The 14,935-nt window shown below is 55.7% G+C and carries 13 protein-coding genes; 3 read left to right on the top strand and 10 right to left on the bottom strand.

What is annotated here, in order from left to right:
* Positions 1-17: 17 nt before the first annotated feature.
* The 6 genes from SynBIOSU31_RS09595 to thrS form a co-directional block, all read right to left on the bottom strand.
* Positions 18-2,135: a M3 family metallopeptidase gene (locus SynBIOSU31_RS09595; RefSeq protein WP_186489517.1), complete on the bottom strand. Its 2,118-nt coding sequence runs from the start codon at positions 2,133-2,135 to the stop codon at positions 18-20.
* Positions 2,136-2,141: 6 nt separating this feature from the next.
* Positions 2,142-3,713, bottom strand: coding sequence for an NAD(P)H-quinone oxidoreductase subunit 4 (locus tag SynBIOSU31_RS09590; RefSeq protein WP_186489515.1), 1,572 nt, complete (start codon positions 3,711-3,713; stop codon positions 2,142-2,144).
* Positions 3,714-3,785: 72 nt separating this feature from the next.
* The gene (gene thrB / locus SynBIOSU31_RS09585; protein ID WP_186489513.1) at positions 3,786-4,733 is read right to left on the bottom strand and encodes a homoserine kinase; all 948 of its coding nucleotides are present in this window, start codon (positions 4,731-4,733) and stop codon (positions 3,786-3,788) included.
* 14 nt (positions 4,734-4,747) lie between these two features.
* Positions 4,748-5,824, bottom strand: coding sequence for a glucokinase (locus SynBIOSU31_RS09580; protein ID WP_186489511.1), 1,077 nt, complete (start codon positions 5,822-5,824; stop codon positions 4,748-4,750).
* Between the two features lie 91 nt (positions 5,825-5,915).
* A complete protein-coding gene (locus SynBIOSU31_RS09575; protein WP_186489509.1) occupies positions 5,916-6,302 on the bottom strand; it encodes a DUF1824 family protein in 387 nt (128 codons plus the stop codon).
* Complete coding sequence (gene thrS, locus SynBIOSU31_RS09570) at positions 6,299-8,236, bottom strand: threonine--tRNA ligase (RefSeq protein WP_186489507.1); 1,938 nt, start codon at positions 8,234-8,236, stop codon at positions 6,299-6,301. Before thrS ends, SynBIOSU31_RS09575 begins: the two co-directional genes overlap by 4 nt.
* Before the next feature lie 106 nt (positions 8,237-8,342).
* Here thrS and SynBIOSU31_RS09565 point away from each other — a divergent pair, with 106 nt between their 5' ends.
* A complete protein-coding gene (locus SynBIOSU31_RS09565) occupies positions 8,343-8,654 on the top strand; it encodes a DUF2605 domain-containing protein (RefSeq protein ID WP_186489505.1) in 312 nt (103 codons plus the stop codon).
* 62 nt (positions 8,655-8,716) lie between these two features.
* Here the strand turns inward: SynBIOSU31_RS09565 and SynBIOSU31_RS09560 are convergent, their stop codons facing one another.
* The 3 genes from SynBIOSU31_RS09560 to SynBIOSU31_RS09550 all read right to left on the bottom strand — a co-directional run bounded on the left by SynBIOSU31_RS09560 (position 8,717) and on the right by SynBIOSU31_RS09550 (position 11,224).
* Positions 8,717-9,430, bottom strand: coding sequence for a glycoside hydrolase family 24 protein (locus SynBIOSU31_RS09560; protein ID WP_255477183.1), 714 nt, complete (start codon positions 9,428-9,430; stop codon positions 8,717-8,719).
* 249 nt (positions 9,431-9,679) lie between these two features.
* On the bottom strand, positions 9,680-10,693 hold the full coding sequence (gene trpS, locus SynBIOSU31_RS09555) for a tryptophan--tRNA ligase (RefSeq protein WP_186489503.1): 1,014 nt from the start codon (positions 10,691-10,693) through the stop codon (positions 9,680-9,682).
* Positions 10,694-10,696: 3 nt separating this feature from the next.
* Positions 10,697-11,224, bottom strand: a complete 528-nt coding sequence (locus SynBIOSU31_RS09550; protein ID WP_186489501.1) for a hypothetical protein — start codon at positions 11,222-11,224, stop codon at positions 10,697-10,699.
* Between the two features lie 246 nt (positions 11,225-11,470).
* Here SynBIOSU31_RS09550 and SynBIOSU31_RS09545 point away from each other — a divergent pair, with 246 nt between their 5' ends.
* Both SynBIOSU31_RS09545 and psbA read left to right on the top strand, forming a co-directional pair.
* Positions 11,471-12,823, top strand: coding sequence for a YcjF family protein (locus SynBIOSU31_RS09545; protein ID WP_186489499.1), 1,353 nt, complete (start codon positions 11,471-11,473; stop codon positions 12,821-12,823).
* 198 nt (positions 12,824-13,021) lie between these two features.
* Positions 13,022-14,098, top strand: a complete 1,077-nt coding sequence (psbA, locus tag SynBIOSU31_RS09540; protein WP_186489497.1) for a photosystem II q(b) protein — start codon at positions 13,022-13,024, stop codon at positions 14,096-14,098.
* Between the two features lie 257 nt (positions 14,099-14,355).
* Here the strand turns inward: psbA and SynBIOSU31_RS09535 are convergent, their stop codons facing one another.
* A complete protein-coding gene (locus tag SynBIOSU31_RS09535; RefSeq protein WP_186489495.1) occupies positions 14,356-14,679 on the bottom strand; it encodes a Nif11-like leader peptide family natural product precursor in 324 nt (107 codons plus the stop codon).
* Positions 14,680-14,935 lie beyond the last annotated feature (256 nt).

The following is a 14,935-nucleotide window of genomic DNA, read 5'->3' as shown; positions in this document are numbered from 1 at the left end:
CTCAGGCCTTGTGCAGATCAGGTTGCCGTAGCAGCAAGACCGGTATGGCGGATGAGAGCCGCGCTGGTCGCATCCCTGCCACGGAAGCGTCGGTACACCTCTGCAGGCCGCAGGCTTCCGCCCAGGCTGAGGATGGTGTTGCGGAAACGTTCACCTGTGGCAGCGACATCATCGTCTTTCTCCAGGCCCACCTCTTCAAAAGCAGCAAATGCATCGGCGCTAAGCACTTCTGCCCATTTGTAGGAGTAATAGCCAGCGGCGTATCCACCGGCAAAGATGTGGCCGAACGCGCAAAGGAAACGGTCTTCCTCCACGGGCTGAAGCACGCTGGTCGTTGTGGCGATGCGGCGACGGAACTCATTTGGGCTGATCTTCAGCTCCGGGGTCCATTGGCTGTGGAGGCGCAGGTCGGTCAGGGCGAAATGAACCTGTCGGAGGGTGCCATTCCCCTGCATGAAGGTGCGACTGCTGCAGAGCTTTTGGTAATCGGCTTCAGCTAAAGGCTCTCCCGTCTGCCAGTGGCGAGCCATCCCCATCAGGGTGCTTCGATCGAGACACCAGTTCTCCATGAACTGGCTGGGAAGCTCAACTGCATCCCACTCCACGTTGTTGATGCCGGCCGCTTCCGGGTGCTCGACCGTAGTGAGCATGTGCTGGAGGCCATGGCCGAATTCATGAAAGAGGGTTTCCACCTCTTCGAAGCTCATCAGGCTTGGCGTGTCGCCTGCGGGAGGCGTCTGATTGCAAATCAAGTAAGCCACCGGAAGGGTGAGATCGCCGTTGGCATTGCGCTGACGGCTCAGACACTCATCCATCCATGCGCCGCCGCGTTTGCTGGCTGGACGGCTGAAAGGGTCGAGATAAAAAGCTGCCAGATCCTCACCGCCGCAGTCCATGACGCGGAAGAAGCGCACATCCTCATGCCAGATGGGCGCTTCACCATCTGCGGGCTTGATGCGGATGCTGAACAGGCGTTCGCAGAGGCTGAATAATCCCTCGAGCACTTTGGGGAGAGGGAACCAGGGCCTTAGGGCTTCCTGATCGAGATTGAAACGTTCGCGTCTCAGCTGCTCGGCCCAGTGGCTCACATCCCAAGGGGCTAATGCATCGGCTTCGGCCGCACCATGACTCTGGGCGCATTCACTCAGTTCCTGGAGTTCCTGTTGCGCCACAGGCATGGCCGAAGCTCTTAGCTCTTCCAGCAGCGACTCAACCGCAGACACATCATCCGCCATCTTTGAAGCAAGGCTGAGTTCCGCCCAATTGGCATACCCGAGCCGTGATGCCTGCTCACGCCGGAGCTTCAGGATCTCTTCGATCAACGGCGCGTTATCCAGATCGCCATTGCTGGCGCGGCTCACGTGCGCTTTGTAAAGGGTTTCACGCAGGGTTCTGTCTTTGGCGTGGGTGATGACAGGGATGTAGCGCGGCATATCCAGGCCCAGACGCCAGGGGCCTTCTGCAGCGGTTGGTGCCAAACCATCCGTGGATTGATCACCAGCTTCTGCGGCAGCTGCGGCCAGGACCGCCAGGGCACGCTCTGGAACTCCCGCAAGCTGTTCCCGCTTCTGGATCAAGAGGCTCCAGGACTGCGTTGCATCCAGCACGTGGTTGCTGAAACTGGTTGAGAGAGCTGCGAGGCGCTCACTTGTGCTGTTGAAATCAGCCTGCTCGGCTCCTCTCAGACCTACGCCGCGATGCTGCATTGAGAGAAGTTCAGCGTCGAGGATGCGAGTCTGTGTGCCGTCTAGCGGTTGAGCTGGGGATGCTTTCAGTCTGCTGAGAGCTTCATGCAGAACCTGACTCTGGCCGAGGCGATTGCTGAAGCGCACCACCTCGGGTTGCTGTTTCGCATGAGCCTCACGTAACTCAGAGGTGTTGCGGACTCCGCTGAGATGACTCACTACGCCCCAACTCCAGCGAAGACGTTCACCGAGCTGATGCAGGCTCGGCATCAGCTCGTCCCAGTTCAGAGGGGAGGCCGCGGCGAGACGCAGCTGCAGTGATGATTCCAGCGCCTCAAGCTGACTATTCAGCGCGGTCAGCAGGGCTGGGATTTCGCTGTTGACCTGCTCAGCGTCGATGACCTCAAAACGAGGTAGGCCTTCGCCGCGCAGCAGTTCGGGGGTGCTCATTGATGATCAGCCGGTGGGGAGAAGGGCACGAGCAGCAACAACGGTGTGACTCGCCAGATCGGAAGCAAGGGCATCGGTGGAAGCCTCATAGAGATCCATTGCGATCCGAGGCCAGATGCCGATCACCAGTGTCGGGACAAGCAGTGTGAGTCCTATTACTACCTCCCGAGGACGCATGTCCTTTACGAAGGCGAGGGCAGGGATTCGTGGTCCAAAAAACACTCTCCGGCACATGGACAGCAAGTAAATGGGAGTGAGAACAAGCCCAATAGCTGCCAGAACGATGGTCGTGACTCGGAAGAAGGTGGTGAAGCTTTCCTGGCTGGTGATGCCGAGGAACACTGTTATCTCGCTGATGAAGCCGCTCATGCCCGGTAAGGCCAATGAGGCTAGGGAGCTGGCAAGGAAAAAGGCGAATGTGATCGGCAGAGCTTTTGCCAGCCCGCCCATGTTGGGGATCGAGAGTGTCTTGGTGCGCTCGTAGAAGCAGCCCGTCACGAAGAACATCGCCGCTGCGATCAGACCATGGCTGATCATCTGCAGCATGGATCCGCTGAGACCGAGAGCATCCACGGCTCCGATCCCTACCAGCACGAAGCCCATGTGACTCACTGAGCTGCAGGCAATCCTGCGCTTCACGTTGTCCTGAGCGAAGGCGTTGAGAGCGCCATAGACAATGTTGACGATCCCGAGAATGATCAGAGCCGGGGCAAGCACCAGATGGGCTTCCGGGAGCATCTGCACGTTGAAGCGCAGCAGCGCGTAGCCGCCCATTTTGAGCAACACACCGGCGAGCAGCATTGAGACCGGAGCGTTTGCTTCGCCATGGGCATCTGGCAGCCAGGTATGCAGAGGGAAAATCGGCAATTTCACACCGAAACCCACCAGGAAGCCCAGGTAGCAGAGCAGGCCGAAGCTGCCTCCAGAGGAGCGCTGGGCCATCTCTGTCATGTTGAGGGTGAAGCTGTCGCCAGAGTTGGCAATGGCCAGTCCGCTGATCAGGATCAGCAGGGACGCCAGAGCTGTGTACAGGATGAATTTGGTCGCTGCGTACTGACGGTTCTGGCCGCCCCAGATGGCAATCAGCAGATACACCGGCACCAGCTCCAGCTCCCAGGCCAAGAAGAACAACAGAAAGTCCTGGGACAGAAACACCAGGGCCTGTGCGGAGGCCTGAACGAGCAGCAGTGCGAAATACAGCCTTGATTTATGGGTGATGTTCCAGCTGGCGGCCACGGTCAGCAACGTGACCAGACCGCTAAGCACGACGAGTGGAGCTGAAAGTCCATCGGCTCCCAGGGACCACTCCAGACCAATGGCAGGGACCCAGTTGACGCGTTCCACCAGCTGTAGCTGACTGTCCAGCGGGTCATAGTGACGGCTGAACGCAGCGATCATCAGGCCGAGATCAGCCAGCAGAACGGCAATCGTGAAATTGCGTGGGATCGGTGAGGTGTTCTGGTCTTCTCCGGGGAGAAGTGGCATCAACAGCGCTGCCGCTGCAGGAAGCAGCACAATCAGCGACAGCCAGGGGAACCCTGAGTCGGACGCAGCCGACAGCGGCAGGTTGGCGTCCATGGAACTCCCAAGATTGTGATTGAACTTATCAGCTCCGGGGCCTCTCCTGAGTACTTCTACCCAGCTATGGCCTCAGCCTCCGTCCTTGGGCTGCCAGTGGCTGCCTGCTGTTTGAAGGCTCAGCAGCGGCGCGCGACTGGCAACACCAACGGATTCCCATGCCTTCACCATCGCCTGGCTGACGGCCGCACCACGCTCTTCGCAACAGAGGGCCAGGATGCTTGGACCGGCACCACTGATGGCACATCCCCAGGCCCCTGCAGCCAGTGCGGCTTGCTTGACCTCCTGACCGCCTTTAATCAATCTCCAGCGATAGGGCTCATGCAACCTGTCGTGCATCCCATCCGAGATCAGGTCGCCATTCCCGGTGCGCAATCCCTGGAGCAGAAGTGTGAGTGCACCCAGGTTGACCACCGCATCGCCCACAGGAACAGCCTTGGGCATGGCGCGCCGCGCTTCACTGGTGCTCAGCCGGATCGCTGGAATTGCCACAACGGCCTTGACGCTGTTCATCCATTCGCAGCGCACAACGCGCCAGCGTTGGGAGGCGGCTTTGGCCGTCATGCAGAGGCCGCCCAGTAGCGATGGCACGACATTGTCTGGATGCCCTTCGATATCGATGGCTAGCTCCAGCAGTTTCTCCCGACTCAAAGGTTCTCCAACCAGGGCGTTGGCCCCAACAAGTCCAGCCACGATTGCCGTCGCACTGCTTCCCAGTCCTCTGGCGGGAGGGACAGCAAGACGCACCCTTGCCTCCAAGGCAACCGGTTCTTCCCCGGCAGCTTTCCAGACCCGCTGAGCAGCTCTGTACACGAGATTTTCAGCACCGCCTCGCAGGTGAGAGCCTTCCTGTCCTTCGATGATCAGCTCGAAACGCTCTCCGTGGCCCTCGATGCGTCGCATCGTGAAGCGGTTATTGAGATCTAGGGCGGCGCCAAGACAGTCAAAGCCCGGCCCGATGTTGGCTGTGGTGGCTGGTACATCCACCACCACGGTCTGGCCTATGCGCGGCTGCGCCATCCCTGCTGCTCGGCTCAGGCCAGTGTCCCACCCGACTCCACGAGATCACGTGCGCGGCAAGCCGCACTAAACAATCCTGCCTCCGGATCGACGACTGCGCGGATGGTCAATCCTTCGATCAGGCAACGGAACCGTCCTTTGGACCGTAAAGGTTCCAGAAACTGCTTGGAGCAGAGGCCACCTAGGTTTTTTGGGGCTGTTCCCCCCCCAATCCAGAGGCCCCCGGTGCAGAGCTCCTGTAGAGCCAGGTCTCCTGCTACAGATCCATAGGCTCCAAGCCAAAGTTTCAGTGCTTCGCCAGCAAGAGGGTCACCGCTTGCGGCTGCTTTTCCGGTGCAGGACGGCAGATCCTGATAACCGGGTTGATCGGCAGTCATTGTGCGCCAGGCGTGGGCATGAGCCCTCAGGCAATGCTCGGTTTCCGGCTGACGGTGAAGCAGCCAATTCATCACATGTCCGAGACCAGTGCCACTGACAATCCGCTCAATGGACAACCGTTGCAGTCCAAGATCCTGTCTCAGCCATTGAGCGAGTTCCCATTCATCCTCGGTGCGAGGCGAAAATTCCCGGTGGCCGCCTTCGCTGGGAATGGCAAGCCATCCGCCGGCTATGGGCAATCCACGCGCCATGCCCAGGCCGGTTCCCGCACCGAGAATGGCCACAGGACCATTTTCGGTTCCACCTGGGGCGGGTGTCGCTTTGTCTCGTCCCGTCTGCAGCACCACCTGTTGTTCATCACTTAAGTGGGACAACCCATGGATCAAGACAGCGAAGTCATTGACCAGCTCAAGCCGTTCCAAACCCGTTGCAGCCGATAAAGACGTCTGACTCAATTGCCAGGGCAGATTGGTGAGCTTGGCGCTGCCCTGATGAACAGGCCCGGCAACGGCAATGCAACTGGTTGTTGGTTTTGGCAGGTCGGCAGGGGATTGATTCAAAAAATGCTTAAGCATCGATTCGAGGTCCTGCCAGTCCGCTGATCTGTAGCGGTGGCTGTGCTCTTTCTTCAGCTGTCCATCAATCTCCCTGTAGAGGCTCAGGAGTGTCTTTGTGCCTCCAAGATCGCCTGCCAGGTAGGTCTTGGCTGCCATGGGTGCGGATCAAGGCTGCTGTCTTCAGGCTGGGGCTCGCGTCGCAACTCGGCAACCAATTGGAATGCGCCCGCCAATGGATGACGAGGTATCAGGGGGTGAACGCAAAGAAATCAAGAGGTAGCGGCCCCCAGGTGGCGCTTGGCTCGGTGTTGTCATTGCCATGGCCACTGATCAGGATTCCTTCTCCGAGGCCGTGCTCGATGCGCAATCTGGCGGTCAATGTTTTCTGGTTGGCTTTTAGATAAACCGGCCCATCCAGTTCGGAATCGGACATCAGGTCATGCGCATCCCAGGCCTGATGTTGTTCAAGTTGGCGGAGAGATTGAACAGCCTGATCAGCTGTTAAAGCCATGATTCCAGCGGTGAACCAGCTATACAAAGTCATTTGCTGTTGAAGCTCAGGAATGAGTAAAGCCTTGTCTGTTGAATTGAGAACGGGTGCAGTTCTTAATCGGTTCAAGTCACTGAGTCTCATGAATGTACGGCTGCAACCAGAGCATCCTCTGATTTGTTTTTGTTGGCTTGATTGCAATAAGCGATCAATTCGTCAACAGATATCTCTCCAAGATCTCCATTTTTTCGACTTCTAAGGCTGACGGTATTGTTAGCGGCTTCTTTGGCTCCAATTACCGCCAATACTGGGATTTTAGCTTTTTCTCCATTGCGAATCAGTTTGCCGAGTCGCTCACCTGATTCATCCACAGTGGCTGCGATACTCTGGCCAAGTAACTTTTTCTGGATCGTTTCTGAGAATTCTCTTGCGTCGTCGCTCACTGGAAGAATTCTAATTTGTTCCGGTGCAAGCCAAAAGGGAAAGTCGCCAGCGTAATTTTCAATCAAAATTCCAATGAATCGCTCAAAACTGCCAAGAACGGCTCTGTGCAGCATCACGGGTGTGTGTCGAGACCCGTCTTCACCGATGAAGGTTGCATCGAGTCGATCAGGCATCGAAAAATCAACCTGAATTGTTCCGCATTGCCAGACTCTTCCGAGGCAGTCTTGCAGCGAGAATTCAATTTTGGGACCATAAAATGCTCCTTCACCTGGGTATAATTCCCATTCTAGATTTTTATTTTCTAGTGCGTCTTGGAGTGCCTTCTCAGACTTATCCCAGACTTCATCACTCCCAACTCTATTTTCAGGTCGAGTTGATAATTTAATGGAAATTGTTTCAAATCCAAGTGTTTTGTAGACGTCAAAAACTAGATCGATAAAGCTTGATACTTCTGACTGGATTTGATCTTCTGAACAAAAGATATGCCCATCATCTTGAACAAAGTTTCTGACTCTCATTAGTCCATGGAGTGTTCCTGATGGTTCATTTCTGTGGCAGGAACCAAACTCAGAGAGCCTGACTGGTAAATCTTTATAGCTCCGTAAGCCTTGATTGAAAATTTGAACATGACACGGGCAATTCATGGGTTTAACCGCATAGTCTCGATTCTCTGAGGATGTCGTAAACATATCCTCTTTAAATTTATCCCAATGTCCTGATTTTTCCCACAATGTTCTGTCAACGATTTGGGGAGTGCTGATTTCTTGATAACCGGACTCTCGTAGCCGTCTACGGATATATTGCTGAAGTTTTTGATAGATCGCCCACCCAGGGGGATGCCAAAACACCATGCCAGGTGCATTGTCCTGGATGTGAAAGAGTGACAGCTGGCGACCAAGGCGACGGTGATCTCTTTTTTCGGCTTCTTCGAGTTGCGTTAAATGTGATTTGAGTTCTTTTTCTGTGCCCCAAGCCGTTCCATAGATCCTTTGAAGCATCTGGTTGTTGGAGTCGCCTCTCCAGTAAGCACCAGACACCTTCATTAATTTGAAATGTCGTAAGTGCCTCGTGTTAGGGACGTGAGGCCCGCGGCACATGTCTGTGTACTCCTCATGGTGATAAAGCTTGATCATCTCCCCATCGGGTATTTCTTCTACAATCTTCAATTTGTAGGGCTCTTTTCGGGATTCAAATGCTTGTTTTGCCTGATTGCGATTTACCACCTCAACATTGACTTCGTAGTCCTTTGCTATTAGCTCTTTCATTCGCTTTTCTATGGCTTCTAAGTCTTCTGGAGTGAAGGATTTGTCATAGGCGATGTCGTAATAAAATCCGTCTTTTATGACAGGTCCAATTGCCATTTGAGCTTCAGGATATAACTGTTTCACTGCATGCCCGACTAGGTGAGCAAAAGAGTGTCTTATGACGTCAATTCCTTCAGCATCTTTTGCTGTTAACAAACGCAGGTCAACATCCTTGTCGATGGGCATGGCCATGTCCAAGGATTCACCGTCCACCACTCCTGCTACAGCTGCCTTGGCAAGCCCAGGGCCAATCGATGCAGCTACGTCTGCGATGGTGACAGGCCCTTCGAAAATTTTGGTTGTTCCGTTTGGAAGGGTGACGACGGGCATGGATGCGTGAGTCCTGAGATCTGATCGATGGCTGCTGCTATAGCTGGCAAGCCACAGACATCCTATTAGTGGATGTACGCTCACAAATGAGTGAGGCTTGTTTCGCTTGTCCTCTGATGTTGAAGGTGGTGACTTACTGGGGTCACTCCTTGCTTCTTTGCTCGCTGATTTTGATCACTGGTTTACCAGGGGTCAAACATTGCTTGAGCAATGTCCTGATGGTGTTCTTTCCACAGGTGATCGTCTTGAGTTGGCTGAACGCCTTGCGGACGGCAAACGTTCGATCGCTGCCACGCGTTCTCTCTTGCAAGCCTCCCCAGAACCTGTCGCCGTCTCGATGAAGGCGATGGCTCCTTGGCATCAATTGGTCATGGAAGTTTGGGCTCTCTCCGCACGAGTGTCGCGGGCCTCTTCATGAGCTTATGGCCTGAGTTGTTTTGGCTGCTTTCAGTACAGCCGTGAATCATTGAGGGCTTGTTATCAAGCTCCTTGGCGCAGCTGACTCAGGTTGGTTACGTAGAAAGCCACTAGCTCGGCATGGCTTTTGACGGGTTGTCCGTACGCGCTTTGTCCGGCGTGGGTTGGAAAGGAAGCCCATTCTGGTGCGAGGCGATTCATTGCAGCTTTGGTCAGACCATTGCGATCAATCTCCTCCAAGGCTCCACGCTTCCTGACGAGGTGTAGCGCTGCCTGGTCTTGGTGCTCAGGAGCAAAGCTCGGTAAGTCGAGTCTGAGAGCCACTTCCTGCCATGTGGTTGGCAGGAACTGATAAGCCCCTGCTGCTGCACTGGAATATCGCTTGACGACAACACGTTCGGGATGACGTGAGAGGTCTTGAAACTGACCACCTCCATAAAGGGTGCGGTAGCCAAGATCGTGACCATCCTTCCAGGTGCCTTCGGCAAAGCGGATGGTATTAAGCAGTGCGCGACGCTCAGGAGTAATCGCGTAATGCGATGCGGGTTGGCCCGAGACGCTCGCCGTGCTGATGTTCTCCGTCGTGGTGTTTGCAGATCGCTGCGGCTTCAGGGCCTCGGCCACGATGCTGTTCTGCTGATTGCGTTCGCTGGAGCGCTCAGCCTGCAGGCTCTGTCCAAGGGAAAGCCCGAGCCCAATGCTGATAGCGCCAAGACCGATGACTTTTGGCGCGGCCTGAGCAAGGGGCTGGATCCGTTGGGTAAATCGATGCAGCAACCGAGGTGACTCCGAACAAAGGAGTTGCCACCTTCGTCAATGGCATGGCTTGATGGCGAGGGCACCAAGGGCTCTCTTGACGCGTTGCCGTTGATATGCCTAGGCAGAAAAGCTCACTCGAATCCCGTCACTGGACTCGCGAGACCGGCCTGATGGCTTGCAACCCCTCGCTTCAGCTCTCTTTCATGGACTGAATGCTCTCACCAGGGTTTAAGTATTAGCGAATCTTTTTAATTGATTCGTGATTGATTAGCTGGCGCTGAGGAACCCCATGGCCTCCCGCGTCCGCTTGACGGTGGAGTCAGCAACAGCGCTCGCCCGCTCGCGTCCTCTCTGCAGGACTATCTCCAGTTGACCGCGGTCCTCCATCAGCAATCGGTAGCGCGCCTGAATCGGCTCAAGAGCGGCAATGGTGGCTTCCGCCAGTAGGGGTTTGAACTGGCCCCAACCCATCTCGGCGCACTCCTTGGCCACGACGTCACGTCCATTGCCGCTGAGGATGGCGTAGAGCCCCAGCAGGTTGTCGGTCTCTGGGCGTTCTGGATTGTCAAATTCCAGTCCACGCTCAGGGTCTGTTTTGGCCCGTTTGATTTTCTTGGCAATCAGCTCAGGTGGATCTAGCAGGCTGATGCGGCTTCCCTCGTTGGGATCGCTCTTGCTCATCTTGCTGCGGCCGTCGGTCAGGCTCATGACCCTGGCGCCCTCCTTGAGGATCAGTGGTTTCGGAACCTTGAGTACGGGATTGTCAGCCTGACCGAAGCGGGCATTGATTCGCTGTTGAGCGATGTCACGGGCCAGTTCCAGGTGTTGCTTTTGGTCTTCCCCGACAGGCACCAGATCAGCGTCATATAAAAGGATGTCCGCTGCCATCAGTACGGGGTAATCGAGCAGCCCCACGGATACGTTGTCGCCTTGTTTGACCGCTTTCTCCTTGAACTGGATCATCCTTTCCAGCCAATTCAGAGGAGTAACGCAGTTCAGCAGCCAGCAGAGCTCGCTGTGAGCAGCCACCTGGCTCTGAACAAAAACAGTGGAGCGCTCGTGATCCAGTCCGCAGGCCAGATACAGCGCTGCCGTACTCAAGGTGTCTTGGGCCAATTGATTCGGTTCGTGGGGAACCGTGATGGCATGCAGGTCGACGACACAGAAAAAAGTGTCGTGATCCTTTTGCAGATCAACCCAGTTGCGGATCGCACCTAGCCAGTTGCCCAGATGCAGGGCGCCTGTCGGCTGGACGCCCGAAAGAACACGAGGCAGCCCCATCAATCAGGCCTCTGTTGTGCTGTCCTGGTTGGCACTGTCATCTGCTGCTGGTTGTTCAGGAGTTGAGTCCGATTCCGCAGCTGTTGCTGTTTCAACAACCTCTTCAGTTTCGGGCTCCGGAGCGGCGGGCTGAGGCTTGGCCGGGCGCGCGAAGGGATCTGGTCGTGATCCACGACCACCCTCTCCACGGCCCTCACGGCGTCCGCCACGGTCGTCATCACGTCGGCCACCTCCACGGTTGCCCTGATTGCTTTGGGCCCGTTGAGCAGCCACCAGCTCCTCCAGCTTCCCCTCTTCGAGCATCTGGCCGAGTGCGCGCACTGCGAAGCCCAGCACGGCAACGGTTGAACGGAGATTCAAGGCCTCCTGGAGAGCTCGTGCAGAGCGCATTTCGTTGTCACTCAGCCTGATTCTGAAGCCACCGCCCTCACGGTTGCCCTGGCCACGTCCACCGCGGCCTCCTCGACCGCCATCGCGGCCGTTATCACCCTGTCCGCCCTGGTGGCGGGAATCGCTGTAGGAATCAGTCATGGCCTGGGGCCTGGAGTCAGGCGCAAGTGTGACGCATCACCGCTCTTCTGGCAGTGACTTTGACCGTTTCAGACAACTTGGCCGTGTTCGCGTGCGCCTAATGCCAGCTCCTCACGCTCCTTGCCGGCTTCGTGTGTGCCAGGCCGGATCAGCTTGTTGATCGATTGCAGGCTGCGGATTCTCTGGGCTGTATCACTGGAGGTGAGCTAAGAAGGCCAGATCTGGAGGATCCCAGTGCCGTTTCCGATGCAATTGATCCGCTCCTTGCCGTTGGGTGATGGAACCATCACATCTGGTTTGATCCGGCGCGTTTTGCTCTCGGTCGGCGTGATCGGAACCGGTCAGTGGCTGCTGTCGGAAGTGGTGCATGTTCCTGGGGGTGGGCTCGGCGTTGCTGCTGCTGCCGCAGGTCTGTGGTGGTTGTCCAGGCCTCCAAAGCAACCCAGCTTCAGAGAGCCGGCATCACTGAAAGGCTGGATTCAGCGCTGTGAAGAAGTGCTGAATCAGTTCGCGGAGCTTGAGGTGGCGCTGGGGCTTCAGGGATTGCGTTCTCCCCGTGAAACTGAGCTGCGGCGAATCGAAAGCTTCGATGCGCCAATCAGTCTCGGTGTTGTGGCGACTGAGGGATCCGCTCTACCCGCCACTCTTGAGTTGCAACAGGCATTGGCTGGAGTGAATTCGCTCGATCTCTGCCTGGCCAAGCCGTTGCCGGTGACATCCACTTCCTGGTGCTGGCCTGACGATCTGCAGGAGCTGGATGTGCTGCTGCATGTGCTGCCTCTGCCCTTGCGAGCTGCGGACCTGCTCTGGTTGGACCAGCTGCCTGCGGATCGTCCGGTTTGGCTGCTCCTGCACTCTTCAGCCGATAGATCTGCTGAAGGCCATCTGGGGGCTTTGCGATGCCAATTGCCTGAGCAATGGCATCAGTGCCTGCTCCCTTGGTCCGGTGCAGCCATCGAACTGCGTGGTGTGCTCCAGCCGGTCCGTCAACAGCTGCTGAGTGCGGAACGGGTGCGACAGGGCACCCGTCAACGCCTTCTCAGCAACCTGCATCGGTGCTGGCAAGCTGATCTTGAAACGCTGCGGAGGGAGAGATTCCGTCTATTGCTGCAGCGCAGTCAGTGGATCGTGGCTGGGGTTGTCATCGCTTCACCTGTTCCCTCTCTTGATTTGTTGGCTGTTGCCGTGGGCAATGGCTTGATGGTGAAGGAGATGGCCACGATTTGGAGCTGTCCCTGGAGTTCCGAGGTGCTCCAGGTCGTGGCCCGGCAGCTGGGCCGTGCTGCCCTGGCCCAGGGTGTTGTGGAGTTGAGTGGCCAGGCGCTACTCGGGCTGGCCAAGCTTGATGGCGCCAGCTGGATTGCCGCAGGGGCCATGCAGGGATTGAGTGCTGCTTACCTCACCCGTGTGGTGGGCGTTTCCATGGCTGATTGGATGGCCCTCAATGCCGGTGTCACTGAGCCCGATCTGGAGGAGCTCAAGCGACAGGCACCGCTGTTGGTGGCGCGGGCTGCAGAGCAGGAGCGGCTCGATCTCGCTGGGTTTGCCCAGCAGGCTCGTGAATGGATTCAGGACCGCAACCGCTGCACACCCGCCTGATTCCTGTTGACTCAGCTGGATAGCTCTGAACTGCTTCAGGTTTGTTCATGAAGCCTTCATGAAGTCGTCATGAATGAATGCTGCGAGTTGACTCGAATGATGTGATTGCCAGGTCAGGAGTCAGGATCTCCATAGCCTTGATTCGAATCACGGCTGACCCTTTGGGAAGCCTGGTTCATATCCGTTCTCTTTCCTTTCATGGCTACTGCAATCCGCAGCGGTCGCCGCGGCAGCTGGGAAAATTTCTGTCAGTGGGTCACCGACACCAATAACCGCATTTATGTGGGTTGGTTCGGTGTGCTGATGATTCCCTGTCTGCTTGCAGCCACCGTCTGCTTCATCATTGCGTTTATCGCAGCACCTCCCGTCGACATCGACGGCATCCGTGAGCCCGTTGCTGGCTCTCTGATCTACGGAAACAACATCATCTCTGGTGCTGTTGTTCCCTCCTCGAACGCCATTGGCCTTCACTTCTATCCCATCTGGGAAGCTGCTTCTCTTGATGAGTGGCTGTACAACGGCGGTCCTTACCAGCTGGTTGTCTTCCACTTCCTCATCGGCATCTCCGCCTACATGGGGCGTCAGTGGGAGCTTTCCTACCGCCTCGGCATGCGCCCCTGGATCTGCGTTGCTTACAGCGCTCCGCTGTCTGCAGCCATGGCCGTGTTCCTGGTTTACCCCTTCGGTCAGGGTTCCTTCTCTGACGGCATGCCCCTGGGCATCTCCGGCACCTTCAACTTCATGTTGGTGTTCCAGGCCGAGCACAACATCCTGATGCACCCCTTCCACATGCTTGGTGTGGCTGGCGTCTTCGGTGGTTCACTGTTCTCCGCCATGCACGGTTCACTGGTGACCTCCTCCTTGGTTCGTGAAACAACCGAGAGCGAGTCCCAGAACTACGGCTACAAGTTCGGCCAAGAAGAAGAGACCTACAACATCGTGGCTGCCCACGGTTACTTCGGTCGCCTGATCTTCCAATATGCGTCGTTCAACAACAGCCGTAGCCTGCACTTCTTCCTGGCTGCCTGGCCTGTTGTCGGCATCTGGTTCACGTCCATGGGCGTGTCAACCATGGCCTTCAACCTGAACGGTTTCAACTTCAACCAGTCTGTCCTTGATGGTCAGGGCCGCGTCCTGAACACCTGGGCTGATGTGCTGAACCGCGCCAACCTCGGCATGGAAGTCATGCACGAGCGCAACGCTCACAACTTCCCCCTCGACCTGGCTGCTATTGAGTCCACACCTGTGGCTCTGCAAGCACCTGCCATCGGTTGATCTGGAATCAACAAACGATTCAGGTCAACTGAATCGGAAAGCCCCCTCTCACGAGGGGGCTTTTTGTTGGACAATTAGTTCATGAGTTTGTGAATCAATCAGTTCATCGGAATCAGCTAATTCCAAGACCTGGGACAAGACAACTCATGCTGTAATTAAAGGTCTTAGCAAGCAGGCTATGTTGGCATCCTTTTAATGATTAACGAGTGGATTTATGAGTAATTGCATTGTATAAATTGCTTGGTAATGGCATAAGTTTAGTATTTTTTGCCAGCTCTAAAATCATGCTCTTCTTCTTTGAGTTCAGTCGAACTGCAGGTTGATTGAGCATAGTGAATCAGATTTATATATCCTTTCGGGACTAACCCAGGGCAAAGAATGCCCACCTCGATTGCCTGTGGACAGAAGTAAACACCAGCCCAGCGGTTGATAAACCGACCTTTGATTTCGTCGGAAAAGTGAAATCCGCTTTGCGTTGCAAAATCAATTATTTCTTGTGGCCCAAGCTCAGATAATTGAGACTTAAAATCTTCGTCGACCCTTGCCCTGTCGATAAAAGCATGCAGTGCAGACTTGCTCATCTGATGATTGCATCTCAATCATTTTTACTTGAAAAAGCGACCTAAATAATGGCTAATCGTAGAATTACACTTATTGCTGGCGCGAGCTCACAACTATGAGTTCTGCTCTTGCACAATTAATTGTTCAAGACTGGCTGCGAACGCTCGGCGGACAAGGCTTTAACCATAAAAACTGTAACGTATTGGCTTATTTCCGCAGAATCTCGCTAGAAGATTGTTGTCTTCAGATTTCGAAGTTTGCTCAAAGATTGACGAC

This window comes from Synechococcus sp. BIOS-U3-1 (genome assembly GCF_014279975.1).
Classification (GTDB): domain Bacteria; phylum Cyanobacteriota; class Cyanobacteriia; order PCC-6307; family Cyanobiaceae; genus Synechococcus_C.
This window is presented reverse-complemented; position numbering and strand designations above follow the sequence as displayed.

Bases quoted from the DNA above. Each gene is read 5' to 3' on its own strand.
- SynBIOSU31_RS09595 (WP_186489517.1), bottom strand. From the start codon at position 2,135: ATGAGCACCCCCGAACTGCTGCGCGGCGAAGGCCTACCTCGTTTTGAG.
- SynBIOSU31_RS09590 (WP_186489515.1), bottom strand. From the start codon at position 3,713: ATGGACGCCAACCTGCCGCTGTCGGCTGCGTCCGACTCAGGGTTCCCC.
- thrB (WP_186489513.1), bottom strand. From the start codon at position 4,733: ATGGCGCAGCCGCGCATAGGCCAGACCGTGGTGGTGGATGTACCAGCC.
- SynBIOSU31_RS09580 (WP_186489511.1), bottom strand. From the start codon at position 5,824: ATGGCAGCCAAGACCTACCTGGCAGGCGATCTTGGAGGCACAAAGACA.
- SynBIOSU31_RS09575 (WP_186489509.1), bottom strand. From the start codon at position 6,302: ATGAGACTCAGTGACTTGAACCGATTAAGAACTGCACCCGTTCTCAAT.
- thrS (WP_186489507.1), bottom strand. From the start codon at position 8,236: ATGCCCGTCGTCACCCTTCCAAACGGAACAACCAAAATTTTCGAAGGG.
- trpS (WP_186489503.1), bottom strand. From the start codon at position 10,693: ATGGGGCTGCCTCGTGTTCTTTCGGGCGTCCAGCCGACAGGCGCCCTG.
- SynBIOSU31_RS09550 (WP_186489501.1), bottom strand. From the start codon at position 11,224: ATGACTGATTCCTACAGCGATTCCCGCCACCAGGGCGGACAGGGTGAT.
- SynBIOSU31_RS09545 (WP_186489499.1), top strand. From the start codon at position 11,471: ATGCAATTGATCCGCTCCTTGCCGTTGGGTGATGGAACCATCACATCT.
- psbA (WP_186489497.1), top strand. From the start codon at position 13,022: ATGGCTACTGCAATCCGCAGCGGTCGCCGCGGCAGCTGGGAAAATTTC.
- SynBIOSU31_RS09535 (WP_186489495.1), bottom strand. From the start codon at position 14,679: ATGAGCAAGTCTGCACTGCATGCTTTTATCGACAGGGCAAGGGTCGAC.